Origin of the sequence: Luteolibacter arcticus, assembly GCF_025950235.1 — a bacterium.
Classification (GTDB): domain Bacteria; phylum Verrucomicrobiota; class Verrucomicrobiia; order Verrucomicrobiales; family Akkermansiaceae; genus Haloferula; species Haloferula arctica.
Genome location: NZ_JAPDDT010000005.1, coordinates 50,411 through 76,739, shown reverse-complemented (window position 1 = coordinate 76,739; position 26,329 = coordinate 50,411). Strand labels below are relative to the sequence as shown.

Annotated in this window: 22 protein-coding genes; 6 read left to right on the top strand and 16 right to left on the bottom strand. The window is 63.7% G+C overall.

The window, feature by feature from the left end:
* Positions 1 to 3: 3 nt before the first annotated feature.
* Both OKA05_RS13465 and OKA05_RS13460 read right to left on the bottom strand, forming a co-directional pair.
* Positions 4 to 1,023 carry an ADP-ribosylglycohydrolase family protein gene (locus tag OKA05_RS13465; RefSeq protein WP_264487675.1) on the bottom strand — a complete coding sequence of 340 codons (1,020 nt, stop codon included), beginning with the start codon at positions 1,021 to 1,023 and terminating at the stop codon, positions 4 to 6.
* A 7-nt stretch (positions 1,024 to 1,030) separates the two neighbouring features.
* Complete coding sequence (locus OKA05_RS13460) at positions 1,031 to 1,369, bottom strand: hypothetical protein (protein WP_264487674.1); 339 nt, start codon at positions 1,367 to 1,369, stop codon at positions 1,031 to 1,033.
* 119 nt (positions 1,370 to 1,488) lie between these two features.
* Here OKA05_RS13460 and tnpA point away from each other — a divergent pair, with 119 nt between their 5' ends.
* Positions 1,489 to 1,935, top strand: a complete 447-nt coding sequence (tnpA, locus tag OKA05_RS13455) for an IS200/IS605 family transposase (RefSeq protein WP_264487673.1) — start codon at positions 1,489 to 1,491, stop codon at positions 1,933 to 1,935.
* Positions 1,936 to 2,046: 111 nt separating this feature from the next.
* On the opposite strand, the gene OKA05_RS13450 is transcribed toward tnpA, so the two are convergent.
* On the bottom strand, positions 2,047 to 3,480 hold the full coding sequence (locus OKA05_RS13450) for a nicotinate phosphoribosyltransferase (RefSeq protein ID WP_264487672.1): 1,434 nt from the start codon (positions 3,478 to 3,480) through the stop codon (positions 2,047 to 2,049).
* Between the two features lie 24 nt (positions 3,481 to 3,504).
* A complete protein-coding gene (locus tag OKA05_RS13445) occupies positions 3,505 to 4,191 on the bottom strand; it encodes an NUDIX hydrolase (RefSeq protein ID WP_264487671.1) in 687 nt (228 codons plus the stop codon).
* Positions 4,192 to 4,285: 94 nt separating this feature from the next.
* Here OKA05_RS13445 and OKA05_RS13440 point away from each other — a divergent pair, with 94 nt between their 5' ends.
* Positions 4,286 to 4,918 (top strand): hypothetical protein, encoded by a 633-nt coding sequence (locus OKA05_RS13440; protein ID WP_264487670.1) that lies wholly within the window; start codon positions 4,286 to 4,288, stop codon positions 4,916 to 4,918.
* A 91-nt stretch (positions 4,919 to 5,009) separates the two neighbouring features.
* On the opposite strand, the gene OKA05_RS13435 is transcribed toward OKA05_RS13440, so the two are convergent.
* Complete coding sequence (locus OKA05_RS13435; protein ID WP_264487669.1) at positions 5,010 to 6,041, bottom strand: tRNA dihydrouridine synthase; 1,032 nt, start codon at positions 6,039 to 6,041, stop codon at positions 5,010 to 5,012.
* Between the two features lie 90 nt (positions 6,042 to 6,131).
* On the opposite strand from OKA05_RS13435, the gene OKA05_RS13430 reads away from it, so the two are divergent.
* The 3 genes from OKA05_RS13430 to OKA05_RS13420 are packed head-to-tail and all read left to right on the top strand — an operon-like array spanning position 6,132 to position 8,337.
* A complete protein-coding gene (locus OKA05_RS13430; protein ID WP_264487668.1) occupies positions 6,132 to 6,566 on the top strand; it encodes a GNAT family N-acetyltransferase in 435 nt (144 codons plus the stop codon).
* Positions 6,567 to 6,619: 53 nt separating this feature from the next.
* A complete protein-coding gene (locus OKA05_RS13425; RefSeq protein ID WP_264487667.1) occupies positions 6,620 to 7,606 on the top strand; it encodes an exosortase/archaeosortase family protein in 987 nt (328 codons plus the stop codon).
* Positions 7,603 to 8,337: an exosortase-associated EpsI family protein gene (locus tag OKA05_RS13420; protein WP_264487666.1), complete on the top strand. Its 735-nt coding sequence runs from the start codon at positions 7,603 to 7,605 to the stop codon at positions 8,335 to 8,337. Before OKA05_RS13425 ends, OKA05_RS13420 begins: the two co-directional genes overlap by 4 nt.
* A gap of 15 nt (positions 8,338 to 8,352) precedes the next feature.
* On the opposite strand, the gene OKA05_RS13415 is transcribed toward OKA05_RS13420, so the two are convergent.
* Positions 8,353 to 10,314, bottom strand: coding sequence for a tetratricopeptide repeat protein (locus tag OKA05_RS13415; protein WP_264487665.1), 1,962 nt, complete (start codon positions 10,312 to 10,314; stop codon positions 8,353 to 8,355).
* A 113-nt stretch (positions 10,315 to 10,427) separates the two neighbouring features.
* Here OKA05_RS13415 and OKA05_RS13410 point away from each other — a divergent pair, with 113 nt between their 5' ends.
* On the top strand, positions 10,428 to 11,621 hold the full coding sequence (locus OKA05_RS13410) for a VanZ family protein (RefSeq protein WP_264487664.1): 1,194 nt from the start codon (positions 10,428 to 10,430) through the stop codon (positions 11,619 to 11,621).
* Here OKA05_RS13410 and OKA05_RS13405 read toward each other — a convergent pair.
* The 10 genes from OKA05_RS13405 to OKA05_RS13360 form a co-directional block, all read right to left on the bottom strand.
* On the bottom strand, positions 11,601 to 12,521 hold the full coding sequence (locus OKA05_RS13405) for a glycosyltransferase (protein ID WP_264487663.1): 921 nt from the start codon (positions 12,519 to 12,521) through the stop codon (positions 11,601 to 11,603). The genes OKA05_RS13410 and OKA05_RS13405 overlap by 21 nt on opposite strands.
* A complete protein-coding gene (locus OKA05_RS13400) occupies positions 12,518 to 13,321 on the bottom strand; it encodes a glycosyltransferase family 2 protein (protein ID WP_264487662.1) in 804 nt (267 codons plus the stop codon). Before OKA05_RS13400 ends, OKA05_RS13405 begins: the two co-directional genes overlap by 4 nt.
* Before the next feature lie 26 nt (positions 13,322 to 13,347).
* The gene (locus OKA05_RS13395) at positions 13,348 to 14,514 is read right to left on the bottom strand and encodes a glycosyltransferase (RefSeq protein ID WP_264487661.1); all 1,167 of its coding nucleotides are present in this window, start codon (positions 14,512 to 14,514) and stop codon (positions 13,348 to 13,350) included.
* A gap of 42 nt (positions 14,515 to 14,556) precedes the next feature.
* Entirely contained in the window at positions 14,557 to 16,950 is a 2,394-nt protein-coding gene (locus tag OKA05_RS13390; RefSeq protein WP_264487660.1) for a hypothetical protein, read from the bottom strand.
* The gene (locus OKA05_RS13385) at positions 16,947 to 17,828 is read right to left on the bottom strand and encodes an alpha-1,2-fucosyltransferase (protein WP_264487659.1); all 882 of its coding nucleotides are present in this window, start codon (positions 17,826 to 17,828) and stop codon (positions 16,947 to 16,949) included. Before OKA05_RS13385 ends, OKA05_RS13390 begins: the two co-directional genes overlap by 4 nt.
* The gene (locus OKA05_RS13380) at positions 17,825 to 18,721 is read right to left on the bottom strand and encodes a class I SAM-dependent methyltransferase (protein ID WP_264487658.1); all 897 of its coding nucleotides are present in this window, start codon (positions 18,719 to 18,721) and stop codon (positions 17,825 to 17,827) included. The genes OKA05_RS13385 and OKA05_RS13380 overlap by 4 nt, the downstream gene beginning before the upstream one ends.
* Entirely contained in the window at positions 18,718 to 19,491 is a 774-nt protein-coding gene (locus OKA05_RS13375) for a DUF268 domain-containing protein (protein ID WP_264487657.1), read from the bottom strand. Before OKA05_RS13375 ends, OKA05_RS13380 begins: the two co-directional genes overlap by 4 nt.
* Positions 19,488 to 21,842, bottom strand: coding sequence for a glycosyltransferase (locus tag OKA05_RS13370; protein ID WP_264487656.1), 2,355 nt, complete (start codon positions 21,840 to 21,842; stop codon positions 19,488 to 19,490). The genes OKA05_RS13375 and OKA05_RS13370 overlap by 4 nt, the downstream gene beginning before the upstream one ends.
* A 40-nt stretch (positions 21,843 to 21,882) precedes the next feature.
* Positions 21,883 to 22,665, bottom strand: a complete 783-nt coding sequence (locus OKA05_RS13365; protein ID WP_264487655.1) for a glycosyltransferase family 2 protein — start codon at positions 22,663 to 22,665, stop codon at positions 21,883 to 21,885.
* Between the two features lie 88 nt (positions 22,666 to 22,753).
* Positions 22,754 to 26,269 carry a sulfatase-like hydrolase/transferase gene (locus tag OKA05_RS13360; protein ID WP_264487654.1) on the bottom strand — a complete coding sequence of 1,172 codons (3,516 nt, stop codon included), beginning with the start codon at positions 26,267 to 26,269 and terminating at the stop codon, positions 22,754 to 22,756.
* Positions 26,270 to 26,329 lie beyond the last annotated feature (60 nt).

Below are 26,329 nucleotides of genomic sequence, written 5' to 3'. Positions count from 1 at the left end.
AAATCAGTAAGGCGGTAGCAGACGGCGGAAGGCGTGGGCGAGCACGATGAAAAAGAAGCAGCCATTGCGGGCAAGCGAGAGCGGCCAGTTGGGATAATGCAGGTGGTCCAATGCATCCGCACGCGAAAGTAGCTTTCCGCTAAGCGGCCAGTCCCGAAGCCCGGCGATCCAATCTGCCGGCAAGCCTTCCTTTCCCACATCAATTCCCGCCAACGATCCCGCCACGAAAGCGACCGTGTCCGTATCACCGCCAGCCGCGATCACCGCAGTCACGGTGGCCCGGAAATCCCCGCGATGCCGCAGCCAGGCGAACAAGGCCACCGCCGCGGTATCGGGCGCGAAACCGCTGACGAATCCCGGCTTTCTTCCAAACGAATCCGCGAACGCCCCGACTTCGATGCCATCGGTAAGGGCACTTAGAAGCAGCGGGAAACGGATCTTCATCTCATCGCTTTCGATGTGTTTCTCAAGCGCATCGAGAATGATGGCGGGATTCGGAGTGCCATTCGCTGCCATGCTGGCGGCCTCGGCGATCATGCGCGCGGCTTCGCTTGCACGGGGATCCGTGTGGGTGATCCGGGTCGAGGCATTGACGAACGTCGCCCGCCTTTCCACATCATCGGCAAAGTGGACGCCGATGACCGGGGCGCGCATGAGCGGCCCGTTTCCCCCCGACCATACGCCACTGCGCGAAGGGCTGATGCCGCACCAGAGCCGGATCGCCGAACGTGCGGTCGCCATGCCGATACCCGCCGGGATGCCGGCAAACCACCAACGAAGGCGGCGCGCGAGGTCCTTGGTGAAAGCATCCGGGTCCTCGCCTTGCTTGGCCAAGCTCAGCGCAGTCATCACAGCGTGCTCGGTGTCATCGCTCACCATGCCCTTGCCGAACAAAAAGCGATGACGCCACGAGCCCCGCCACATGCGGGCGATGCGCTTTGCGTGGAGGCCCTCGGCAGGCAGGCCGAGGGCGTCTCCGAGCGCGCCGCCGAGGAGGCATTGGGAAATGGCATCTTCCTTCATGAGCGGGTCAGGGAAAGCGTTGGGTGACTTCGATCTTGCCGACGATGTGCCGGTTGAATTCATCGAGTTCTTCAGCCGGCACCCAGAGTTCCGTGTGGTCCCGGCCACCGACCGTTTGGACGGGGAACTTTTCGAGGTAGGTCGAATCCACATCGAAACGGGTCACAAATCCGGAACCTGATGCTGGCACATTCCAGTCCCGGGCGATCTGAATCGCGTAGGGTTCGTTGGTGACTGGATAGAAGATCGGTTGGTCCGGAAGCCGCGGCGGAAAAGCGGTCCAGCCCGAGTCCTCGATCAGCTTCGGTTCTTCGGGGCCGACGGGGCGGTAGAGAGTGGTGTTCATGTGCGGATTGGAGTCCTGATCCCGGAGGGATTTTGGAAATAAACCGGTGGCGTCAGCCACCGGAGTTGGTTAGAAAAGAGTAAGGCGTCCCGGTAGGGCCGCTGGATGAAGGACCTACTATGCCCTCCACTCATATCGCCTTGCATGTCCACGTGGTCTTCAGCACCAAGGACCGTATGCCACTCCTTGCTTTGGAATGGCGTGGTCGGCTGCATGCTTATCTCGGCGGAGTCATCAGGAACCTTGATGCCGTACCCGAAGCAGTGGGTGGAGTATCGGACCATGTGCATCTCTTGATCGGGTTACGCGCTACGAAGGCGCTGGCGGATGTGGTTCGAGACGTGAAGGCGGTGTCCTCGCGTTGGGTGCATGAGGAGATCGGGATGGAGAAATTCGCGTGGCAGGAGGGATATGGGGCGTTTTCGGTGAGCCCATCGCAATGCCACGCAGTCAGGGACTACATCGATGGACAGGCAGAACATCATCGGAAGAAAGGCTTTCAGGAGGAGTATGTGGAGATCCTGACGAAGTGCGGGGTGACCTATGACGAGCGGTTCTTGTGGTAAGCGCCGTTCTGCCGCCCCTCCGGGGCGGGTAAATCCTTTGCCTTGGGTCCGGTGGCTGACGCCACCGGCTAATTTCTGGCGCCCCGCCGGGGCGGTGGGCACCGGTAAGGGTCATCGCAGTTCTCCCAACATTTTTTCCCTCCGCTCATGCAGCCCTTCTTCCAGGCCGGCGGGGTAGGCATGCGGGTTTTTGAGTCTTAGGATGCCAGTGTGAAGCGAGGCGAGGCTCTCCTGGCAGCGGTTGCGGATGGTTTCGAGTGGCTCGGCGGGAGCGATCCGGCGGCCGGCTTTCATGACGGGCTGGAGCAGTTCGGTCGCGGTCGTGCCTGCCGGGATCTCCTTCCGGCGGATCGGGTCGGCGGGATCGATGATCGTGGTCGCACCATCGAAGCTACGATCCACGTCGTAGATCGCGTCGCCGATGAATTTCCCATCTTCCATGAAGCGCCTTACTTGCAGGCGGCCGGGGATGGAACTCTTGGCGGTTTGTTCGCTGAGCTTGATCCGCGGTTGCCAGGTGCCGTCGTCGCGACGCAGGGCGGCGAGCTTGTAAACGCCACCGAGCGCGGGTTGATCGGCTGCGGTCACGAGGTTGGTGCCGACACCCCAGACGTCGATCTTCGCATGCTGATGGCGCAGGCTTTCGATGAGATGCTCGTCGAGGTCGTTGCTGGCGACGATTTTAACGTCGGGAAAGCCGGCGGCATCGAGCTTCGCGCGGGCTTGCTGGCTGAGCCAGGCAAGGTCGCCTGAGTCGAGGCGAATGCCGCTCAGCTCGTGGCCCTGCTTGCGCAGCTTGCGCGCGGTGACGATGGCTTTGTCGACTCCCTCCAGCGTGTCGTAGGTATCCACCAGCATGGTCGAGTTGTCGGGCATGGCCTCGGCGTAGCGGTCGAAGGCCTCCTGTTCGTCATCGAACGACATCACCCACGAGTGGGCATGGGTGCCGCGCAGCGGGATGCCGTAGCGGTGGCCGGCGAGGACATTCGAGGTCCCTTCGCAACCGCCGATCCATGCGGCGCGGCTGGCGGTGAGTCCACCATCGGGGCCTTGGGCACGGCGGTAGCCGAACTCGAAGACCGGCTCACCCGCGGCGGCGTAGCAGACGCGCGCCGCCTTGGTGGCGACCAGGGTCTGGAAGTTGACGAGATTGAGCAACGCGGTCTCGGCAAGCTGGGCGTGGAGAATCGTCCCCTGCACCCGCAGCAGCGGCTCGTGAGGGAAGACCGCCGAGCCTTCGGGAACGGCGTCGATGTCGAGCTCCAGCCGCAGGTCGCCGAGGTAGGCGAGGAAGTCATCGCGGAAGAGCGGGTGGTCGTTGCGGGTGCGCAGCGAGGCGAGGTAGTCGAGCTCCTCCGTGCGGAAGCGGAAAGCCTCCAGCCACTGCAGGGCTGGCTCCAGTCCGGCGGCGATCGCGTAGCCGCCTTGGAAGGGCAGCCGGCGGAAAAACAGGTGGAACACGCTTTCATGATCCGCGGTGCCCGACTGCCAGTAGGCAGCGGCCATGGTGAGCTGGTAGAGGTCGGTTTGGAGCGGGCTATTCATCGTGCCGGGTGATCAGTGTTAGAATCAGAGTTCAAAGAGAAATCCTCGCTTCGCGAGGGCGTCGTACTTGCGTCGGTCGAAGCGATGGAGCCGGGCGGGGCGATGGGCGCCGCCGGTGAACTCTTCGAGCGGGATCAGGAAATCGAAGGCGAGGAGCTTCTTGCGGAAGTTCCGCTTGTCGATGGTCCGGCCGAGGATGGCTTCGTAGAGCGCTTGGATCTGGGTCAGGGTGAAGCGCTTGGGGAGGAGTTCGAAGCCGACGGGTTGGTAGCGGATTTTTCCGCGCAGGCGGTCGAGCGCCATGGCCAGGATGCGCTCGTGGTCGAAGGCGAGGCCGGGCAGGCCATCGATGGGAAACCAAGCCGCATCGCTGGCATCGGTGTCGCCTTTCGGGGGATGCTGGTCGGGGCGGACCAGCGCATACCATGCGACGCTGACCACGCGACCGCGCGGGTCACGGCCGGGCTCACCGAAGGAGTAGAGTTGTTCGAGAAACACCTCGCGGAGGCTGGTTTCTTCCTCGAGTTCGCGACGTGCGGCACTTTCGAGGTTCTCTTCCATGCGCACGAAACCACCGGGCAAGGCCCATGCACCGAGGAAAGGCTCGATGCCGCGCTTCACCAGCAGGACTTGCAGACCGCTCCCATCGAAGCCGAAGACTACGCAATCCACCGTCAAGGCGGGACGGGGAAACTCGTAGGTGTGCGGCATGGCGTCGGGCGCAAGAAAGTGTAAAAAGAACACGAAGTCAAGTGAGGGATTTCGCCGGACTTGCCACCGGGCCTTTCAAGCCGGAGGTTCGGGAATGGACACGATCAAGATTCTGCTCGTCATGACGGTGGCGCTGCTCGTCGGCGCGCTGGCGATGTCGTGGAAAAATTTCCGCCAGGACGTCCGCGGCACCCCGAAGAAAGAGCTCGCCGAAGTGCACCGGCAGATCGCCGAGATCGAGCAGCAGCGGAAGCTGCTTCAGGAAGAGCGGGACCGGCTGATGGGAGGCCAGCCACTGGCCCCGAAGCCGCCCTCGGACACTCCTGCGATCCCGGAAGTGGCCCCGCAGGACGCACCGGAGACCGGTGCGGTTTTCGGCGACGATTTGTCCGCGGGGGAAGCAGTGCCGGCGCCGGAGCCGGACGCACCCGTTGCACCGGCTGCAGAGGATCGTGCCAAGGCGATCGCCGCGGCACCGGTGGTGGCGAAAATCACGGAGTGGGTGGAAGATCCGCAGTTGGGAGCGTTCGCGACGCTTCAGGTCATCGATGTCGCCGCGGTGAAGGCCGACGCGGTGCTGTGTGTCCGGCGCAACTCCGGGATTCTCGGCAAGCTGAAGGTGAGCGAGGTCGCTCCGGAAGGCGCGCTGGCAAGTCCCACGGCCGTCTTCGGCCAGGTAAAACCGAAGGTAGGCGACGAGCTGATCGTGGAACCAGCGGCTCCGTAGGCGCGCTGGTGACAGCGCGGAGCGGTCCCTGATGGCGGACTCCACCCCACGCATTCTGACGAATGCGCCTACGGGTGGGGGCGCGGAGCCATCAGGTCGAGAGCAGCTCGCCAAACCCGCAGAACACCCGCGAATTCTCCTGCGGTGCCGCGTGCACCGGCTCATCGCGGTCCAGGTGATCGCGGCAGGCGGAGTGAAAGTCGTCCGGCGTCTTCGCGCGGCGCACGCGGAATTCGAAGTCGGGATCGTGCCCCTGCGTGACGAAGGCCATGGTCTTTTTCATCCGTTGCACGTGGCTCAGCGGATCGAAGGCTTTCGTATGCGCGGCGAGTTCGTCGTAGAGGCGGCCGACGTATTCTAACAAATCCCGGCAACGCGGCTCGAACACCGGCTCACCGGCGAAGGCGCTGCGGAGCTGCGCAAACAGCCACGGGTTGCGGATTGCACCGCGGCCGATCATCAGGCCGGCGGCTTGGGATTTCTCCCGGTAGGCGAGGCCGGTGGCGACATCGACCACGTTGCCATTCGCGATCACCGGGCAGGAGAGCGTTTCCACCGCCAGCTTCACGCAGTCGGGATGCACCGGCGTGGAGTAGCGCTCCTCCACCGTGCGCCCGTGGATGGCCAGCGCGTCGATGGCGTGCTTGCGGAAGATTTCCAGCAGCTCCGGGAATTCGTCGTGATGGTGGTAGCCGATCCGCGTTTTCACCGTGAAGCGACCGGGAATGGCATCGCGCAGCGCGCCGAGAATGCGGTCCACCTTCGGCAAGTTCCGCAGCAGGCCGCCGCCGGCCTCCTTCTTGCACACCACCGGCGCGGGGCAGCCGAGATTGAGGTCGATCCCGGCGACGGGATGCTCCAGCAACTGCTTCGTCGTCCGGACCAGCGCCTCGATGTCCTGGCCGATCATCTGGGCGAAAATCGGCCGGCCCGTGGGGTTTTCATCGACCGAGCGGAGGATCCAGGCGCTCGGCCGCGAGTCGTTGTGGACCCGGAAGTACTCGGTCACGTAGACGTCCGGACCGCCGTAGGGATGGATGACCTTGAGAAAGGGCAGGTCGGTCACGTCCTGCATCGGTGCGAGGTAGAGCACCGGGCGGTCGGCGGGAAAAAGATCGTTCATCGCGGTGCCCGGCCCTTGTCGGGCCTGTGGCATCCCGCGGCAAGCAAAGTACTTTTGCCACGAGGTCCGTTCTGGTTTTAGGTTTTCGCAATGACCCTTCTCCCCATTACCCCCGACCTCGAATTCGACTGCACCAACTATGAGATCGTCTCCGGGATCATGATGGAAGTGATCGAATCCACCTTGGAGATGGGGACCACGCCGCCGTGGTGTGGGTATCTGGCGCTCACGACGGACCGGGAGGTGATCGGGACCTGTGCGTTCAAGGGCCCGCCCGACGAGCGCGGCGAGGTGGAGCTCGCGTGGTTCACCTTTCCCCACTACGAAGGCCGCGGCCACGGGACTCGGATGGCGCGGCTGCTGGTGGACATGGCGGAGGCAGCGGGCGAAAACGCGACCCTCATTGCCCACACCCTGCCCGAGCGCAATGCCTCCGCCCGGATTTGCGAGCATGCAGGATTCATCTGCGAAGGTGAGGTCCAACTGCCCGAGGATGGGCTCGTGTGGCGCTGGCGGCGCCCCTGAAGCCTTTAGACCGGGCGTTGACAGGTCCCCCCGTCTCGGAGATTCTCCCGGGGATGCGCGGGGAAACCCAGGACAACACCGCGGACCGCGGACCCGTGAAGCCCGGAGCCCTGCCGAAGGACTCTCTGGCCGTCTGCGTGGCATGCGCGGCGGTCGTCGTGGCGTTTTACTTTTTCGTTCCCGCCAGCGGTTGGGGCGAACTTTCCACCGCGGGCTGGTGGAAATCCTCGTGGAACCATGAAAACGACTACGAACACGGGTTCCTGGTGCCTGTGATCATGGTGGGCCTGATCGCCTCACAGTGGAAGAAGCTGCGCGAGCTGGCGTGCCCCGGCCATTGGTCGGGCGTGCTGGTAGTCCTGCTCGGCTGCTTGTTCTATCTGGCGGGCCAGCGGACTGGCCAGCCCCGCCTCACCGTGGGCGGACTGCCGATGATCTTGTGGGGAGCGTCGCTTTTCATGTGGGGATGGCGAGCGGCCCGGCTGCTGTTTTTCCCGTTCTTTTTCCTGTGGCTGGCGATTCCGGTGCCGGAATTCCAGCAAGCGACCACGCGCTTGCAGATCCTTTCCACCAAGCTCGCCCAGTGGGGTTCGGGCCTGTTCGGCATCGAAACGGTGGTGCGCGGGACGCAGATCCATTCGGTCACGGACAAGTGGAAGCCTCTTGGGATCGACGAGGGCTGCGGTGGCATCCGCTCGCTGATGGCCCTGATCATGATTTCGTCGGTGTGGGCGTATCTCGCGCCGATCTCGCTGTGGAAAAAGGCGCTCCTTTGCCTCGCGGCATTCCCGCTCGCGATTCTCGGCAACATGATGCGGCTCACCTCGATCTTCGTGATCTCCGAGTATGGCGATTACACGTTCGCCGCGGGAACGTGGCACGACTGGGCCGGTTTGTTGCTCTTCTACCCCATTTCGTTGGTGATGCTGCTGGGCGTCCACTCTCTGCTGGAAGGCGGGTTGCCATGGCGACGTCCGAGGAAAAAGCTGGCCGTAAGAAAAGTCGTGAGACCCGGGGGGGAGGCCCTTGAAGTGCAATGAAGCGAGGACTGATCCTGCTGGGTGTGCTGGTGACGGGGCTATCGGCGGTGTTTTTGCTGCCCGATTTCAAGACCACCAATTCCGCGTTGTCGCTGACGATCCCGAAGCAAATGGCGGCTTGGACTTTCACAGAAGGAGAGCCAACCAAGGAGGAACGCGATACCTTGGCCAAGGATACCACGTTTGCGAAAGCCCGCTGTGAACGATCGCGATCCGGCAGTACATCATACTTCGACACCGGTCCAAAGGACCACGCCCAACTTTCGATCGTGATGTCGGGCATTGACCTGGCGAATTCGATCCACCGCCCGGAGCGCTGCATGCCGGCCCAAGGCCACGAAATCTACGGTTCGGCCACCACCCTGGTGGATGTCCGCGGCAGCAAGCAGCTGCCGGCCCGCCGCTTGCTCTCGGTGCAGGAGATCCCCATTGACGAACTTGGCAAGAACGTCATCCACCGCGAGGCGGTGACCTATTACTTCTTCGTCGGCAGTGAGCAAATCACCGAGAACCATACCCGGCGCACGCTCATCGACATCAAGGACCGGCTGATGAAGGGCGAGGCGCAGCGATGGGCCTATATTTCGGTGACGATGTGGTTCAACGGTGACCTCGGCGACAAGCACCCTGATTTGTTGGACCTAGCTGGCGCCGACCGGGTGGCGCGGGAGTTGCTCGGTGAGCTGGCGGCGAAGAACATCGCCTGGGAGCAGGTCAAGCAGCCGGGCTGAACGACGGCGATCAGATCAGTGCACCGGTTCGGGCCGCACTTGGGCTCCTTCTAGGAAGCGGATCGTCTCCTCCAAGCCGGTGACGATGTCCTTGGCTTCCTTTCCAAGCTGGCCCAGGCCGCCCCGCTTCTCCGCTTCGCGCAGGAGATCGCGCGCCCGGAGGAATTGGCCCAGCGCTTCGCTGGCCCGGCGCTCCTTGACCCACGCGTCGTACCACCGGCGGTAAAGGTGGGAGGCGAGGTAGAAGCGGGCCCGGAAGTTTCGTTCGGTACCGCCTTGCAGCTCGATCGCGCGTTCAAAGTCGCGCTCTGCCTCGTCGTTCCGGCCAAGGATGGAGAGGGCGTTGGCGCGATTGACCGGCCATTCCGGATCGTAGGGATTGAGCTTCTGGGCCGTGGCGTAGGAGTCCACGGCCTGGGCCAGCCACAATTGCTGGTCGGCCGTTGGCAGCCCTTGGATGGCGGCGGCGGCGCGGGAAAGATGACCACTCCGGCCGGCGAGTTCAGAGCCGGGCCATATCTCCATGGCCCGCTCCATATGCTCCACCGCCAGCGTCGGGGCGGTCACGGCATAGGCCTCCCGGCCGAAGGAAACCGGCCACAGCGTCCGATACGCCTGGCTCGCCCGCCAGCCGGTGAAGCCGAGCAGGATCGCAACCGGGAGGACGATCAGGCAAGGGACGAAGCGCACTGGTCCGATCGGCTCCTCGATGAAGGTCGGCTCACGTCTTGGCAGGGTGAAACCGAAGGCGAGCCCGAGATACATCGCGCCCGGCAGGGTGTGGGTGACAAAGCTGAAATTCGAATGGAGCAGCGTCCCCGCCATGGCCGCCAATCCACCACAGGCGAGGGCGTCCAGGGCCGCTTTTTGAGTGGCATCCGCTTCGTCCCGGGCGGCCAGCCCAGCCACTCCCACGAGGCCGGTCGTCATGACGGCCCCCACGATGAGCAGTGCTCCGCCCCAACCGTAGTCCACGGCGGCTTGGAGCAGCTCGTTATGGACGAAGTCGTCGTTGAAGCGGTCCCAGATCTTGTTCTCGTCCACCAGCGCGGCGGCATTCTTTTTCCAGCCGAAACTCCGGCTCCCGCTCCCCGTCAACGATTGGGAAGTGGAAATATCGATCGCGTAGCCGGCCATCGTCAGGCGGAAACGGTCGTCTGCGACTTGGGTGACGGATGACTTCTTTGCCCCGCGCCGCTCCTGGATTTTAGGGAATGCCAGCGGAGCGAGCAGGGCGATCAGCACCGGCGTCACCACCGCAATGCCCGCGACCACGCCGCGGTTTCTCTTCTTGTCCCGCCACGCGAGGATGCCCCAGGCGAGAAACAAGATCGCAACACCCGCTCCCAAGCCAAGCGCACCGCCGCGCGAAGCGGACAGCAGCACGCACACCGCCGCTGCCACCGCACCGAGTGCTTGTCCGATTCTTTCGCCCAAGCTGTCGCGGCCCCAGATGGCCCTCGCCGCCAGCAGCACGGCGGAGACGAGCGAAAAGTCCGCGAGGTGATTGTAGTGGCCGAAGAGGCCCGACGGGAACTCGACCGGCCGGGTCGCGAACGGCCACGAGAATGCCGGATTACCAAGCTGCACGAGCGCGATTCCCAGATTCGCCAGACCGAGCAATGCCAAGGTCGCCATGATGAAGCGGAGGCCCAGGCCACGTGCGGGCATCGTCCATGCCCAGACGCACGAGATCAGTGCTGCAATCACCAGCAGGGCATCGGATCGGCCGAATTCGCGAACCGGGCTACCCCAGCAGCGCCACAAGATCCAGCCGCTCGCCGCGAGGATGACCGCGAAGGCGAACCATGCCCACCGCGGCTGCTTCCCGAGCCGCCACATTTGGAAGCCACCGGCAGCCAGTGAAATCGCCAGCGCGACCAGCGCCGGTCCCCACGTGTAGTCGAGAGTCTGACCGCCGAGGATCACTGCCAGCACGAGCGACAGGGAAAAGAATAGTCCGGAGATGGCTTGCATGGGTGGCTGGCGCGGTAAGGGCACCGGCAGGGTAGGAGTGGCATTTCCGTCATGTCGAGCCGTGGCGCCGGAAAGGGTTCGCACGATGCGGACGAAACTGGTGTCTTTCCGCCGTGCGCCGCGCGTTCCTCCCGATCCTGCCGCTCGCCTTGCTCCTGCTGCTGGCAGGGACGTGGTGGGCGTGGCAGCACCGGTTCGAGATCGATCCGGCCCACCCTCACCTCACGCTCCACGACTTGGAGCGCAGTCTGGCCCTCGAGCCCGGAGCTGCGTGGGAGGCGGCTCCCGGCGGAGAGACCGGGCTGGTCCTTCATTCAGGCACGACCTCCCACCCCGCGGTGCAGTTGTTGCCGCTTCCGCTGTCGGGGCCAGTGCAGTTCCTGATGTTCGATTTCGCCGTGCAGGCGCGCGGCTTGACGCCCGGCCCGATGCCGTGGTCCGACGGCCGGCTGATGATCGAGTGGCATGCGCCCGGGAAACCGATGGACCCGCAGTACCTCGCTGCGGCCCGCAGCGATCAATCTTCCGGTTCGGCATGCCTCGTGGTCCGCTGTCATCATGGCCCGGCGGTTCCGGTGTTGCGGGTGGAGCACCTGGGCACCTCGGGCTCCTTCCACGTGCCTTACTGCCGGATCGATACCGTCCGCGAAAGCGCTTGGTGGACCGTAGGGCGCTGGTTCCTCCTCGGCGGTTGGTTTACCTGGACCGCCGTGCTCGCGGGCTGGGGGCGCACCTCCGGCCCTGGTCGTCCGCTGCTGGCCGCGGGCGTATGGCTCTTCTGCGCTTCCCAATGGGCGGTGCCCGGTCCGTGGCAATCGCTCCGTCCGCTCGGCCCGTTCTTTGCGGTCAGCGAACCTGCGGGCAGGGCGTCGTTCACTGCTCCTGCCGCGCCGCCGCAAAAATCACCCGCTTCTCAAGCAGGCCCGGCTTCCGCGGCACCCGCCGAAGCACTGGGCGAATTGCCATTCGGCGGAAGCCTGCTGTTGGAAATCAAGGACCGCATCAAGCAAGCGCGGCCCTTGTTTCACCTGCTGCTTTTCTTTGGGCCGGCCCTCGTCTTCGCCTTGCTGATCGGTCGCAGGAAAAGCGTCCTGTTCGCGGCACTGCTGGCCGGGGTGATCGAGGGGTCCCAATACCTTTTCGGTTACGGCTTCGACTCGTCCGACTGGTTCGACCTTTCGTTCGATTCCCTCGGGGTGGTGCTGGCGTTGTTCGTGCACGCCCGCGTCTCCCGTTGGTGGCAGGCGCGAAAGGCGGCCAGTGAGTTCGCCTCGGACGAGACGTCGTCAGCCAGCCAGCCGACCTAGCTTGCCCTGCCAGCCATCGCGGAAGGCGCGCCATACCAGCGGCAGCCGCGCCGGGCCATCGACCTTCGCGACGCAGACCGCATACGCCAGCGCCATGGCGAGCGCGCCCGCGGCACCGGCTTGGCGGCGCTTCAGCCAGACCATGTTGCGCACCTTGTAGTGGAGCTTCCAGTCGGCGAGGCCGCGCTCGAGGAAAAGGCGTCGGCCGAGAAAGCGCCACTCCACCAGATCCGCGGGGCCGGGGTGATCCATCACCGCGGCGGGCACCGCGTAGGTCGCAAAGCCCGCCCGCTCGATGCGCCAGGGATACTCCTCGTCCTCACCGCGGATGAAGAGCTCGCCCTTCACAGGGCCGGCGGCATCGCGAATCTTCTTCGGGACCATCGCTCCGGTCCACACGCCGCGGCTCCGGATGAGCGGCTGGTCGGAGAGTCCATCGCGGGAATGAATGAGGGAAACCGAGCCATCCTTGGCCACCACTTGCAGCGGCCACGTGAAGCGGCCGGTCGCCGGGTCTTCCTGAAGCGGATGAATCACGACGTCATCGCGCCACGGTGAGCGCAGCATTTCCTCAAGGGCATTCGACCGCGGCCACGAGTCGTCATCGAGAATCCACACGGCATCCAAGCCTTGGGCGAAGGCATGCTCCATCGCTGCCTGGATGCCGCCGGCGTTGCCGAGGTTGTCGCCGATATCGAGCACTTCCAGCGCTTCCCAGCCGAGCCCTCGCAAGGCCTCCGCCGAACCATCGGTCGAGGCATTGTCGGCCACGATCAGGCGGTCGAGCGGCCGGGTCTGGGCTTTGAGCCGGCGGGCGCACTCGAGCGCGGTGTCGCGGCGGTTGTAGCAGGCGAAGACCGCTGCGACACGAGGCGTTGGCGTTGGAGGAGACGGGTTCATTTTCCCAAGGTTCGCAAGGCGACCTTCCAGCCGCGCGCGGCAATCCACAGCACGCCGTCCGCGAGGCCGTTCAGGTAGGGGTCGTCGAAAAGGGTGGTGCCATAGGCCCGGCGGATCGCGCGGGACTCCACGTGCTGGCGCTCTGCCCGCAGGATGGCGTCGAGGTCACGGGTCTTGCCGAGGTGGCGCATCGAGGCATTGCCGCCGTGCAAGCGGAAGTCGGCCACTGTCACCGGCAGATGTTCGAAGCTCAGGCCTGCGGCATGGAGCCGGGCGAAGAATTCGCCATCCATCACGTAGCGGAAGTCCTCGCGCAGCCGGTGGCCCGCCGCGATCACGGAGGCCCGGCGATAAAACGCCGCGGTCGAGCCGATGTAGCAATGGTGATGGACGTGAACGAAGGCCGACCAGCCCGGCAGGCGCACGGTCCGCAGGTGCTTGCCGGACTCGTCGATGAAATCGAAGTCGCCATATACGATGTCCGCCGTACTTCTGCGGAGCCTCTCGACCATGGTGGCCAGCGCACCGGGCTTCAGGCGGTCGTCGGCATTCAGCCACATCACCCAATCGCCTTGGGCGGCATCGAAGCCACGGTTGATCGCCTGCGACATCCCGCTGTCCTTCCCCTGCGTCCAGCGTGCGTGGGGAAAGCGCGCGGCTACCGTGGCGCTGTCATCGGTGGAGCCGCCATCGAAGATGAGGTGCTCGAGGGTCACGCCTTCCTGCGCGGACACGCTTGCCAGGCAGTCGCCCAGAAAGCGGCCGTAGTTCAGGTTGGGCGTGATGATCGTAAAGTCCACGGGAAGGTCGGCTCAAGGCTTGCGATTCATCTCTCCCCGGCAATCGAAATGACGAGGCGCGCCACTTCCGGTGCGTGCAGGCGGGATTGCCACGTGCCTGAGATGGCTGCGCCATCGCGACGTCCGTGGTCCCAGGCGCTCAATTCGCTGCGGATCGCCGCCACATGGCCCGCCAGGTCATCCGTTGCTGCCAGAGTGCCCGAAGCCTCGCTCACAAACCACGGGAACGCGGCCAAGGACGGCGAGACCGCTGCCACCACCGAGCACCCGCAGCACAAGGCCTCGCCGCTCGCGATGTGAAAGGATTCGAAGGCCGATGGGCACCACGCGACCTGCGCACGAGACAGGATCTCGGCAATGGCTTCCGGCGCGATCCGGCCGTGCAATCGCACGCGGTCCCGCTTCTCCGCCCACTTTCGTAGCTCCGCAGTCGCATGGCCGACGATGTCCACGGTCACTTCAAAGTCAGAATCTAACAAATTCGTAACTGCTTCCATCATCAGCTCCGGGCGCTTCTGGGTCGCATCATCCCACCGGCCGATCACTGCGAGGGACCGTGTCTTCGGACTTCCATCAAACCGGAACAACGGATTCACCGGATGCGGCACCACCCGCACCCGCGCGGCAAAGTCCTCGCCGCCGTAGATGCGACAGAAGTGGCGGTAATGATCCGCCGCCACCGGGGTCACACACGCGATGACATTTCCGGCACGGAGATGCGCGGCCCGCAATGGATCGGATAGAGCTAGCCCGATGGTCAGGCCGCGGGCGGCTCGCTTTGAGAAGCGCCACCATCCGCCCGGAGTGCGGCCCGCGCCGGAAACGACGAGCTGTTCGCGCCACCACGCGGCGGGATCGAGGCGAGGACTTACCAGCCCGCCACTGTCCTGATTGAGCACGAGGAATATTCCGGCCTCGCGGATGGCTTCCGCCACTTTCCGGAACTTCGCCCGCCCCCAGGCGTAGAGGACCACGCCATCGAGTTCGTGACCGCGCCACCATGCGGGACTCTCAAGGTCGGCGTAGCCGGTGCGGATGAGGTCCGGCTCATCGTCCGGCCGAGATGCACCGGGCATGATCGCCCGGCTTTCGACGCCCGCCTCCTGGAATCCGCGGCAAAGCAGCCCGCTGTCCCGTGCAAAGAAGTCCGGTCCTCCACCGAAGTCCATGGGGGTGCAGGTGAACCAGCGCATGGCAACTTCGATGAATCTAGTACAAGGATGGAAAGGAACCGGTCAGGCGGTGCCACGGGCTTCCGCCGGTGCACGCGGCTTGAGACGGCTAACTCCCCACGCACTCAAGATCGTGAGGAGAAGTGCGACGGTGGAAACGACGAAGCCGGCTTTGCGCAGCGGTGGATCGTATTCCATCAGCACCGTGGTCGGTTGACCGGGAGGAGGATTCTCCAGCGGCAGCACCATGCTCGCGTCAGGTGCCCGCAGGACCGGCCGCCAGGCGTCGGGAGCCGAATCGGCAGTGCGATACTTCCAGCCGTCCGCCTGGTTCTCAGCAATGCGGATCCAACGGATGCCCGGCGGCACCTCGATCTTCCGCGCGTTCTCGCGTCCGCTGCTTTCCTGCAATGTCTCCCAGTGGGATGAGCCCTCGTTGCGGAGGAAAGAGTCCTTGGAAGAGTCGTCCTGGAATCCGACATAGCGCGGGACGGCATCGCGGTTTTGATAGATCTCCATCACTTCACTCGACCACACCTTTTCCCATGCCGCCTCACGCGGTGCGTTGCCGGGGCAGGTCACCAGATGGCTGACCCCGATGCGTCCAAGCGAGCGAGCATCTCCACTCAGCCTGGCAGGCGAAACCATCCCGTCTTTCGCGATGCTGTCGAAGCCGCTGATGGTGGCGACGCCGTAAGCGGTCAAGGTGTTAGGCAGGAAGGGAGTCTCGGCCATGTGCGTTTCGAGCGACTTGATCGAGGTGAAAATCCGCCCGTTCTTGACGTGTTGTTGAAGCGCTGCGGCCTCAGGCGTGACAGGAAACAGGGGATGCTTCGCCAAGTCCGACCATGTGACCCAGCGGCTGCTGAAAACCATCAGCTCCGCAAGCCCGGCGACCGCCACGATGCCCGATCCGATCATGCGGCGGCGGCTGACGACACTCGCCGTCAGGGCGAGGCCCGCCAAGGACGCGAAGAAAAGTGCCAGCGGGATCAACTGCTGCGGACTCCAGATCAGGCAGTCGTTCACGAAGCCTTCCAGACGACCCTGCATCCACGATTTGAAAATCCCGAATGCTCCTCCGCTGCCGGGCCCCAGGAACTTCGCTTGAAGCAGCGCCGTCACTTGCTCCCGCTTCATCGCGAGGACAAGGCTGCCGAGGGTCCAAAGAATCACTGCGGCCCCTGCACAGATACCGGTCACTTTCGCGATCCGCAATCTCGTTGTCGGGCTCGACCGCTGCATGAAATCGACGAAGGCGAAGATGCCACCCAAGATCCAGATCAGCAGCATCCGCTGATAGAGATACTTCACCAGCGGGGTCAGCGGGATCAAGAGCCCGATCAGGATGAGAAACCGCGCCAGCGGCGGGACGTTCTTCCGAAAGCAGGCAAGGAAGGCTATGAGCACCGGCAGCGAACCGAAGTAGGCCACGAAGAACAGCTCGCTCTTGAAGACCTTGAGCGCGTCCATCGTGCACGGCCGCCCGACCACCGATGGGAAAACTTGCAAGGCATAGGCCAGCAGGTTCATCACGGGCTGGAGCATGCCGTGGGGATAGAGGCCCATGCGGGCAGTCGAGTGCAGGCCGAGCTGGCTGCTCTCATGGTAGGCCGCGATGCACGGCAGCAGCATCATCGCCGCCATGCCTGCCGCGAGGACTCCCCACGCAGAGTAGCGTCCTAACAGGCGGGCCTGTGCCACCAGTGACTTGCCGGCCTTCAGCGCTTCCTCCGCCCATAGTGCGCTCACCACCAATGCCACGAAGGCGCAGTGCTGCAATGAGCCTCCCAGAAATGCCATGGCGATGAATGCCGGCACCAACGCCCATGCCGGCTTTCGTCCCCGCTTGTAGCAATCGGCCGCCCACAGGATCCACGGCACCCAGCAGAAGGCGCTCAGTGCCCAGCGATGGTAGACCCAGATGATGAACTGCGTGTTCGCAGCGTAGGCCAGCGCTCCGCAGCAGGACCACAGCGGCCCGATCCCCCGGCCGCGCAGGAACAGCAGCATGCCGAGCGAGGCCAACAGGAACTGGCCCATGATGCCGAGATGCCACGCGGTCCAGAAGTCGAACCACCGGTGAAGCTGCATCGTCCAGTCATAGTAGAGCGCCATGGTATTGGCGTACTGCACCGTGCCCCCATAGGTCAGCGAACTCCAGCCGACCCAGCCTTCGGCGCGATAGCTGTCGGCGGCGAGGATGCGATAGGTCAGGTAGTTGTCGATCGCATCGACGACGAAGTGATTCTTCACCGAGACCTGCGCATCGGTGCCGCGCCATGGCTGCAGCAGCTCGTGCATCACATCGAGCGGTGCAAGGACGCGACCGCCCATCCACCATGGTGAAAACCAGGCGAGGATCGCTGCCGCGCAAATGCATGCACAGACGAAGGTCTGCCGACGGCGGACTGAAGGTGTCGCCGGGAATGCCTTTTCGGAAGGTTCCTCGCTCATGTCGGTGTGGGGCCGAGGGTTACGATTTCCCAGCCTTCGCACTGCTTCTCGGCGATCGGGGCACGGATTCCCCGGAACCACTCGGCAGGCATCAGCACCCGCTGACCTGGCTTCTTTCCGAGCCAAGCGGCCCACCACGAGTAGCTGCTATTGGCGATCACGTGATGCTTCGCCAGACTCATCAGGTGAAGATCGACCAAGGGTGACCGCCGCGCAGGCCCACCGGTGATGACGATGTCTTCGCCGGTGAAGCGGTTCGTGCACCACGCCGGGTCATCGGAGAAAATGTGGAACCGCGGAGCGGGGAGTGTTTCCCGCAGCCGACGCATCGCTTCCAGATAGTAGTCCATCCCGCACACATCGAGAAACGGGTTGCCGGCGTAGTCGCCGCGCCGGACATGGACCGCCACGCTGTTAGGCGCGCGCAAGCTTTCCGCCAGTCCTTCATGGCCGGTTTCCAGGCCGAGGCCATCCGTCCGCAGCTCCTCGCGGAGCTTGGGTTCGATGCTGGAAAAATAGCGCGGCGTCTGGAAATAGCCGAAGATCAGGCAATTGGCGGGCGCTTCAAGGAACCGGGCGTCGAAGCCTTGGTGATCCTCTCGTTCGCGCAGTTCCGGCACGCCGCGCAGTTGCCAGTAGTGGTGACCGGTGAATTTCCGCAATGCACGCGCAGCCGGAGAACAGCGCCGCACGATGCGGGCATGGCCGGCCGCAGGGCCGGGCAAATCGCGCAGGCATTTCACCTCGTCCCAGCCTGGTGAGTTGAACCAGGAGCCGTCCATCGCCAGCGGCACGCCGTGCTTTTCCGCCAGCACCCGGCCCAGCGCGTACTGGAACAGGTTGTTGCCAAGCCGGCCGAGCAGGACGATGCGAATCATGGCCCGGTGCCTCTGCCCCATGTGATCAGCGTCACTCCACAGAGATGATCGCTCGGGCCTAACAGATCGGCCTCGCGCTCCAGCTTCGCGGGAATGCCGGCCGCTTGCAGCGCGGAGACCAGCGCGGCGTCATCCCGCCCGCCGATGGAGCGGGAGAAGACGTTGGCATTGCTCACGATCATCCCGGTGGACGAGGCGCGGAGGTAGCGGTCGATGTAGTGGTCCTGTAGATCCGAAGTCAGCTCGGTGAAAGCATAGTTCGAGACCACACAGAAACTGTCCAGGGGTCCGGTTTCGTCAGCGGACGTGGCAAATTCGCCGAGGCTCGTTTCATTCAGCATCCGCAGGGCGGCCCGGGCTACTGGCGGCAGATCGACGAGAACGGTGTGCGCGTTGGAGACGATGGCGTTCATCGCCGCCAGACCGCCGAAGCCGACACCGATCTCAACGACCGTCCCGCCGGGTTTCACGCGCCTGTGATCGCGCAGCCACAGTGCATGGGAAAGGTAGCGCAGCGTGGTCGGGCTGAAGGGTACTCCCGTGCCTAACAGCAGTCCGGGCCAGCGGATGGGATTGCCCCACTCATCCACCGCACGGAGCCGGGAATCCGCGAGCAGCTCCGGGGCGAGGGCGCGGATCCTTCGCGCATGATAGCGGCCATCGCTCGGGCCCAGGGTTTCCACCACCTCGCGGACCGCGCGCTCGCGCCGGAAGCCGTGGCTGCCGCTTTCGCCATCGGCGAGAATGGCACAGGCATCCGGCCATGCCATGGTGCCGGACACACTGCCGTGGCGACCGGCTCTGCCGGTGGTGGCGAAGTTGTCCGTAGTCTTTCGCACGCTGTACTCTTTCCAGAGACGGTCGTGCAACCGGTCGATCAGTCGTCGTTTCACGGTGAAGTGCGCAGGGCGCAGACGATGCCGACGCCCGCCCGGCAACCGAAGTGATTCGCCGCCTCGGCTGATCGCCAATTGATATCGGGATGCAGGTGCGTGGCGTCATCCACCACGGCGAAGCGCTCGATGGTCCAGCCGTCCTGAAACCAGCCGGTCACGGTGGAAGCAGCGAAGATGCGGTGGGCATTGAACTCGACGCGCTCCGGCCCGATCGGTGTGGAGAGGTAAAAGCGTCCGCCCGGCTTCACCATCCGCTTGAGTTGCTCCAAGCCTTTCAGATGGCCCAATGGATCGACGTCATCGCCATAGCGCCCGAGGCCGAAGTGCTCGATGGTGTGAAGACAGGACAGCGAGTCCGTGCAGGCCACCCACTCGGCCGGAAGATCTGCTGCCAGATCGACCTGATGGAAGTGCACGTTCGGCACCGGGATCGGCTGCGGCCGGATATCGAGCACGTCCACCGCGCGGAAGACGGCCAGATGGCCGACGAATCCATCGAGCCGTGAGCCGACATCGACGTGACGTTGCGGCTGATCTGTTAGAATCCAGCGGGCGACCTGGAGGTCTTGGAAAAAGTACGCACCGAGATGGCCGGAAGATTCGCCGAACTCCGTAAGCATCGGCAGATCCTTTCCCTGTGGCAGGGAATCGGCCCCGGGCAGTCCGCGGAAGCGATCGCGATCGCGGGCGAAGCGTTGCCAGCCGGAGAGGGCGGTGGGAAAGCGCCGCGGATCGAAGCCCGCAGCCCTGAGGATGGCGCGGATCATCGGGCGGTATGGTGTCGCGAGACTTCGTGAAAAACCTCCACCATCAGGTCGGCGACCACCCGCGCCGCATATTTATCCCGCAGTGACAGGCCCCAGTCCCTGACTTGCCCGGGCGGGAGCGCCAGCACGTCGTCCAGTGCGGTGAAGAGGCTTGCGGGCTCGCTAAGATCGAATCCGCCGCAGCTTGCGGCATCGCCTAACACCTCCTCGATCGAGGTGCCGCGGGTGAAGCAGACCGGTGTGCCGAGGAAGTAAGCCTCCACCGCGGGCAGGCCGAAGCCTTCGATCTCGGACGGGAAGATCAGCGCGCGGGCCATCTCGAACTGCCGCTGCAGAGCCTCGTCATCGAGGAACGGCAGCCGCTCCACCTGCGGACAGGATTTGGCGATCTCTACCACTTCGTCCGGCAGCTTCCCGACCACGTGGAGCTTCGGCAGGTCGGCGCGAGTGCGCGAGGCTTCCGCCCACTGGCGGATCAGCCAGGCGGTTCGCTTGTGAGGCTCGCGCGAGCCGAGGTGCAGCACGTAATTGTCCTTCACCGGAGACACCGGCTGCGGGATGGATTCGTAGATACACGGCTCGAAGGTCACCGTGATGGGCTTGGCGGGAATGCCGTGCCGCTCCATGAATTCACGGATCTGACGACGCGCCGCTTCCGAGATGGTGAGGATGCCATCGGCGTGGCGGAGCGTGTGCTTCAACATGCTGGCCCAGTAGCGGTACTCGATTTCGGTCCGCCACTCGGGATAGTGGTCCGCGTAGTACTGGATGATGGTGTCGTGGATGGTGACCACGGACGGCGAGCACATCCCATGCAGGCGCGGCAGGAAGCCCTTGGGGAAATAGAAGACATCGGGGTGCCTCCCGGGGCGCCAGACCGGGTGCAGGTGGTCGGTCATGACCCGCGCCACCCTCCCGCGGGTGGTCCACGGTACCACGACGGCGGAGGATCCATCCGGCATCTGGATCGACGATCGCGAGGTAATGCCTTTCAAGGCCAGCTCTTCGCGGATCGCCAGCTCCTTGAGCAGCACCTGGGTCATGCGGGAGATGCCGAGGCTTCTCCCGAGTTTCGGATTCTGGTCGGCCAGATAGACCTGCAGGCGGAGGGGACCGGCGGTCTTTGCAAGCTCTCCAAGGCCGCTGGCCAGCGGCTCAAGCGTGGCAGCAATCTCACGGCAGAAATCCGCTCGCCGATAGCGATCGAGAAAGGTCTGCCGCAGCTCGTGGTGAAGCTCGGTTCCCCGTCCCGCCACTAGGGAATCGCAGCACTGGCGGATTGCCCAGGCGAGAGCCGGCGGATCCGCCACCGGGGCGAGGAAGGGGTAATCGTCTGGCAACACTCCCTGCACGCCATCCGAGGCTGCGGCAACGACGGCCAACCCAGAGGCCATGGCTTCCGCGACCGTGAGGCCGAAGCTCTCCCACCGGCTCGGCGCGATGAAAAGATCGTGGCTCGCCAGACACGCGAGTTTCTCGGAGCCGCTGACATAGCCCTTTACGGATAGGGTCAGCTGGTCGGGAAATTGGCGAATCAGCGACTGCAGGCGCTCGTCAAAGGTAGCCCGGCAAGAAGGCTGGATACCGCCGGCGATCGTCAGATCCAGTGCCCAAGCTTGCGGCGCTGCGGAGAGAAAAAGTCTTACGGCTTCCAGCAGGTCGAACAGCCCCTTTTCGACCGTTCCCACCGACATGAACAAGGCCCGGAAGCGAGGGCTAGCCGAGCCACCGAGTTCGCGGGTCCGGCTTTCCTTTTGAGCGGCGAGTTCCGCAGCCTTGGCCTCGCAGGGATCCTCGATGCCGTTGCGGACCAGTCGTGAGGCCTTGGAACCAACGGCTGCTGCGTCCTTCGCCGACTGTGGGGTCAAGACGATCGACAGCGTCGGCGACTCCAGCACCCTGGCACTGACGCGCCGCGCAAAGCGATCTAGCCATTTTGGTCCGGGCAGCCGCAGTCTTGGGGACCCGTGAGCCCACTCACCATGGCCGATGGCGTGCCAGTGGAATGCCACATGGTGATAGAACGGCCGGAGGCTTCCCAAGATCAGCCAATCGCGGAGCACCGCGCTCCAGCGCACCGGTCCCGGCACGTAGTAGAGCAGCCCCGGGCGATGTCGCATCCACAAGCGCAACGCCCGGGCGACAAAGCGACCGGAACGTGTGAACTTCGTCCAGTTCGTGCCGCCGATGTCGTCGAGCGTGTCGGAAAACCGGGCATCGACGTGGTGGACCTGCAGTGCTGGCGCTTCCTCGCGCAGGCCATCGAGCATCAGTTGCACCATGCGGCTTTGCCCGTGTTCCGGCGGTGGAACCTGGGCGAAAACGACGATGCTGGGCGGATCGGACGACACTCGGAGCAATTCGGGACGAAGACTGGGCTACCGCGGATTCTCAGGAAAGCCGGCGGTGCGCAACCCAGCGTTTCGCCACCCGGCGCACTTGGAAAGCCTTGCGCAACACTTTCAACAGGGAAGCCGATCCCAGATAGGCCGGCAACCCGCGCGCCGCGACATGCGCTCGCTGGGCACGCAGGCCTTCCTCGATCATTCGCTGCCAGTGCTTCTGCGTCGTGCTCTCCTCATGCCAGCGGAATCCCGCAAGGGCCTCCGGCACGTAGCCGAAACGGAAGCCGGCCCGCGTCAGGCGCAGGTAGTACTCCCAGTCCATGCAATTGCGGTAGCCGGTGTCTAGCAGCTCGCCCGCTTCCAGCACGCGCCGGTGATAGAAGGTGGCCGTGGAAGGGATACAGCAGCCGACGAACAGGAAATCCCACTCATCCACCGGCGTGTCGTACTTCCGGCGGATCGGCGTGCCGTCCTCCTTCACGAAGACACAGTCGCCGTGGATGATGTCCGCGTCCGGGTGAGCGAGGGCGAATTCCTTCACCTTCGCCAGAGCTCCGGGCAGCAGGTAGTCATCGCAATTCAGCCACATTACCCAGTCGCCGGTGGCCTTGCGGAAGCCCTTGTTGATCCCGTCGCTCATGCCTCCATCGGGCTCGCTGGTCCACTGGAGATGAGGGTAGCGTCCCAGCACCTCGAGCGTTTCATCGGTAGAGCCCGCATCGGTGACGATGTGCTCGAAGTCGATGCCGTGCTGGGCCAGCACGCTGTCAACGCACTGCGGAAGAAAACGCCCCTGATTGAAGCTAGGGGTGATGATCGAGAACGTCATCGCGATAAATAGACGAGCGGAGACACCATGGGGTGTTCCGCATTCGGAATGCTCCGGTCCTTGCGGGACCTCCAACTGCGTTGCCGCTTCAGGGATTGGTCAGGGTCACCTTGAGGCGGAAGTAGCGGGAACCTTGGCCCGATGTCGCGAAATACACCGAGAGCGTCTGTGGCAGGGCAGGTCCTCCGGGCGACGAAGGAGGCTCGATCCTGATCGGGCCTTGGCCGGGAACCGACTGCCACGATTGGAGATTCGTGCTCTCCTCGACCTGATAGTCCCGGCCCGGAACTGCCATCCATTGCAGGAAGGCCGTACCTCCCGAAAAATTGAATTCATCGATCTGCAGTACCGAGGTGGCGTCGTGTGGATCGGTGCCGGAGATTTCCTCGGCGTCATCGGACATCCCATCCCCATCGTCATCGCCGGTGGAATCCACCGGAGCTGTCAAATAGATCGGCCGGCTCAGATAAAGCGCCTGTACTTCCGCGTCGGACAGAGCTCGGTCGAAGATCCGGACGTCGTCGAGCTTGCCGGTGAAATTGTAGCCGTCGTTGTGATTTGAGCCACCCAAGCACGGGACCAGCGTGGCACCAGTGGCGAGCACGCGCCCGGACGACGATGAGACCGGATCGAGGTTGCCATCCACCCAGAGCTTGGTCTCCGAGACATTGACGTCGGCGCTGCCATTGTGATTGGCCACTACCACTGCGACGTGGTGCCACCCGCCATCATTCAACGGCCTCGTGCCGGTGATGTAGCCGCCGTTGACGTCCAGCCTCAGGGGCTGGTCGGACGCGACGTTGGGGCTGTTGTCGAGCCCCACGACGAACCTGCCGCCGGTGATATTGGAGCCATAGCTGAACAACGTCTGCAATTCGGGCGACGACCGCGATACCGTCTTTACCCAGCCGGAAAATGTACGCGGTTGTTGTCCGGTGGGTAGTGCCAGGCCGGGAAAGTCCACGTGATCGTCGATCCCATCAAAAGAGAGCCCGCCGTGGAAGCGTCCCGCGGTCCACGCGCTGGCCGGATCGGCAAATCCCGCCAAGCTTCCCGTCACTGCCGGACTCCCGCCCACCCGGTTCACGCTCGTTCCTGCTCCTTCTTCAAAGGGCAGCCAGATCTCATTGTCGAAAAGCACCGTCGCCGATACCTGGGATGAATGCTGGCTGTAGCCATTGGAGACTACATACGGGAACTCATCGTAGCCGATCGTGCCGGCACCCGGGGTGAGGTGGACCAGGTTCGACCCGATGCCGGTGGTGCCCAGTGGGGTCGGCCCCGCCGAAAGAAGCGTCAGCGGAAGCGTGCTGGAATCGTTGGCAACAACGTTTGCTGTGGCCTCGGTGACACGCGGTGTGGTGAGCGTGTCCGGATGCAGCTCCGGCGGCTGACCTTCAATGAAGAATGCCGAGTTCGGGATCGGCTGCATTGCGATGCCCGGGCCCGAATAGCTGAGCTGGAGCGAGGCCGTTCCTCCCAAGTGGCGGTAGTGGATGCGGATTGGATGAAGCCCCGCTGTGAGGACAATGGGATCGGAGGTTTTGGCGGCAGCGAAGTTGTAGTCGTTGTCGATCACCCGTGCCTCGTCCACCCAGACACAGGTCGCTGCGTCGGAGTTGGTACGGAATAGATAGGAGCCGGTCGTTTGCACGGAAAGGTAGCCCTCGAACGAGAGGCCGACGTCATCTGGTCTCGACCGCGGGGCCGGCGAGACACCAGCCGTCAATGTGGTCGACACCGGAGTCATCTCCCGGAATTCGGGAAGCCACGGCCAGTTTCCTTCAAACGACTTGCAAATCAGGCCGCTGGTCACGGCCACCAATGGAGTCGCGGGGATAGCTGCAATCTCGTAAGATCGGGAGAAGTATTGGGATTTTCTACGAGCTCCGAGCCCGAGGCGCTGCATTTGCTGCTGAAGGTCGGGACGGCTGGCCGCAAGGTTGATCCCTTGCTTGGGATCGGTAACGACGTTGTAGATTTTGAAGGAATCCGAAGGTGATTCGATCTTGGGACGAACTCCCATGAAATTCCCGATGCGGATGGCCTGCATCTCCCACTTTGCCTCCCCGCCATGATTCACGAAGTCGGGATAGGGCGGGGTATTGAAGCCTCTTACGAACTCAAAATAAAGATAGCCTCGGTCGGCTTGCGTTCCTTGGTTGGTCAGTGCCGGGATAAGCGAGACCCCATCGGTGAACGACGGAGCGGGAACCTGGGCAAGCTGGGAAAAGGTTGCCAGCCAGTCCCAGTTGGCCGAGGGCCGGGTGACCTCGCGGATGTTGGAGAGCTGGGTAGTACCCGGGATTGTTTCCGGCCACCAGGCGATGGTAGGCACGCGGATACCGCCCTCCCAAAGATCGCCCTTAATGCCTTCAAACGGACCGTAACTCTGAAACGTCGGAGGATAGACCTCGGTATCGGCCGGTCCGTTGTCCGACGAAAAAACGACCAGCGTATTGTCATGGATCCCCAGATCCCGGAGCGTTTGCAGCAGATCCGCGACCGAGTCATCGAGCCGTCGCACCATCGACACGTACTTCTTGGCCGCGAGGGGCCAAGAGGAATTGACCGATGGATGGAAGTTGGCGGGATTATCCACCTTCGAAGCATCACCGGTGGCGGTGTTCGCGTAGGAAGGCGATCCGGTCCATTGAAGGCCCCCCGTGAGACCTTTGCCGGTGGGATAATTTGCCGTAGGTGCGTATTGTCCGTAAAAGTGGGGGGCGTCGTAGCTAAGGTAGATGAAGAACGGACGCTCAGGATGCTGCTGCGTTTCCTCTACGATGGTTTTCTTGGCGAACGCTGTCCAGGCATCGGTGCTATACAAGTCAGGGTAAGCGTCGGTGATCGGTTGATAATCGTCGCAGATATTCGCCTTGTAGAGGGTCGTCCCGTTGCGGGGATAGTGCTCGTGGCCGTCCTCGTGGGTGAGGTAACCGAAATACCGGTCGAAGCCGCGCTTGAGTGGGTGGGCGGGTAGGCCTTGGGCAACGGCGTTGGTAAGTGGCTTCGTGAATTTGCCAACGAGGCCGGCTTTTCCGATGTGGACGGTCCGGTAGCCTGCAGCCTGGAGCGTCGACGAAATCGAATGGTTGCTGGGTAGTGCGTAATCGAATTGGGCGTCCCGAATTCCAGCATGGCCTTGATGTTGTCCCTGCAGTAGCGAGCAGCGGGACGACACGCAAATGGGCGCTCCCACATAGTGGTGGGTCAGTTTGGCGCCGTCCGCTGCCATGGCATCCAGGCCTGGCGTGGCGAATTTCCAAATGCCGGAGCGCTGGTTCTGCCAGAAGCAACCGACGTCGCCATAGCCCATATCATCGGCGAGAATGTAGATGATATTCGGACGTTTGACCTTGCTGGTGGCATCCACCGGGTTCGTCCCCAAGCCCAGTTCCATGCCGTCGGGTAGGCTGTCGCCATCGGTGTCGGAGATGGAGGGACTTGTTCCAGTATTGGAGGGCGAAGCGAAGACACCGGTGTTGGTCTCCACCGCGTCGCGCAACCCGTCGTTATCGGCATCTCCGGGGGCGGCCGCGAGCCGACCGGTCGGCATCAGGAGCGCGACAATTGAAAGTATGCGAAGGAAACTGCGATTCATGGGTTTTGTCTGTCACCCTTCTGCAGGAAACCTTCCCTGTCCAGCTACTCGCAGCCTGAT

Excerpts from the sequence above, each read along its gene's own strand:
- OKA05_RS13445 (WP_264487671.1), bottom strand. The coding sequence starts at position 4,191 with ATGCCGCACACCTACGAGTTTCCCCGTCCCGCCTTGACGGTGGATTGC.
- OKA05_RS13405 (WP_264487663.1), bottom strand. The coding sequence starts at position 12,521 with ATGAACCCGTCTCCTCCAACGCCAACGCCTCGTGTCGCAGCGGTCTTC.
- OKA05_RS13450 (WP_264487672.1), bottom strand. The coding sequence starts at position 3,480 with ATGAATAGCCCGCTCCAAACCGACCTCTACCAGCTCACCATGGCCGCT.
- tnpA (WP_264487673.1), top strand. The coding sequence starts at position 1,489 with ATGCCCTCCACTCATATCGCCTTGCATGTCCACGTGGTCTTCAGCACC.
- OKA05_RS13435 (WP_264487669.1), bottom strand. The coding sequence starts at position 6,041 with ATGAACGATCTTTTTCCCGCCGACCGCCCGGTGCTCTACCTCGCACCG.
- OKA05_RS13440 (WP_264487670.1), top strand. The coding sequence starts at position 4,286 with ATGGACACGATCAAGATTCTGCTCGTCATGACGGTGGCGCTGCTCGTC.
- OKA05_RS13385 (WP_264487659.1), bottom strand. The coding sequence starts at position 17,828 with ATGATTCGCATCGTCCTGCTCGGCCGGCTTGGCAACAACCTGTTCCAG.
- OKA05_RS13395 (WP_264487661.1), bottom strand. The coding sequence starts at position 14,514 with ATGCGCTGGTTCACCTGCACCCCCATGGACTTCGGTGGAGGACCGGAC.
- OKA05_RS13415 (WP_264487665.1), bottom strand. The coding sequence starts at position 10,314 with ATGCAAGCCATCTCCGGACTATTCTTTTCCCTGTCGCTCGTGCTGGCA.
- OKA05_RS13425 (WP_264487667.1), top strand. The coding sequence starts at position 6,620 with ATGCGCGGGGAAACCCAGGACAACACCGCGGACCGCGGACCCGTGAAG.
- OKA05_RS13465 (WP_264487675.1), bottom strand. The coding sequence starts at position 1,023 with ATGAAGGAAGATGCCATTTCCCAATGCCTCCTCGGCGGCGCGCTCGGA.
- OKA05_RS13390 (WP_264487660.1), bottom strand. The coding sequence starts at position 16,950 with ATGAGCGAGGAACCTTCCGAAAAGGCATTCCCGGCGACACCTTCAGTC.
- OKA05_RS13375 (WP_264487657.1), bottom strand. The coding sequence starts at position 19,491 with ATGATCCGCGCCATCCTCAGGGCTGCGGGCTTCGATCCGCGGCGCTTT.
- OKA05_RS13430 (WP_264487668.1), top strand. The coding sequence starts at position 6,132 with ATGACCCTTCTCCCCATTACCCCCGACCTCGAATTCGACTGCACCAAC.
- OKA05_RS13360 (WP_264487654.1), bottom strand. The coding sequence starts at position 26,269 with ATGAATCGCAGTTTCCTTCGCATACTTTCAATTGTCGCGCTCCTGATG.
- OKA05_RS13460 (WP_264487674.1), bottom strand. The coding sequence starts at position 1,369 with ATGAACACCACTCTCTACCGCCCCGTCGGCCCCGAAGAACCGAAGCTG.
- OKA05_RS13365 (WP_264487655.1), bottom strand. The coding sequence starts at position 22,665 with ATGACGTTCTCGATCATCACCCCTAGCTTCAATCAGGGGCGTTTTCTT.
- OKA05_RS13420 (WP_264487666.1), top strand. The coding sequence starts at position 7,603 with ATGAAGCGAGGACTGATCCTGCTGGGTGTGCTGGTGACGGGGCTATCG.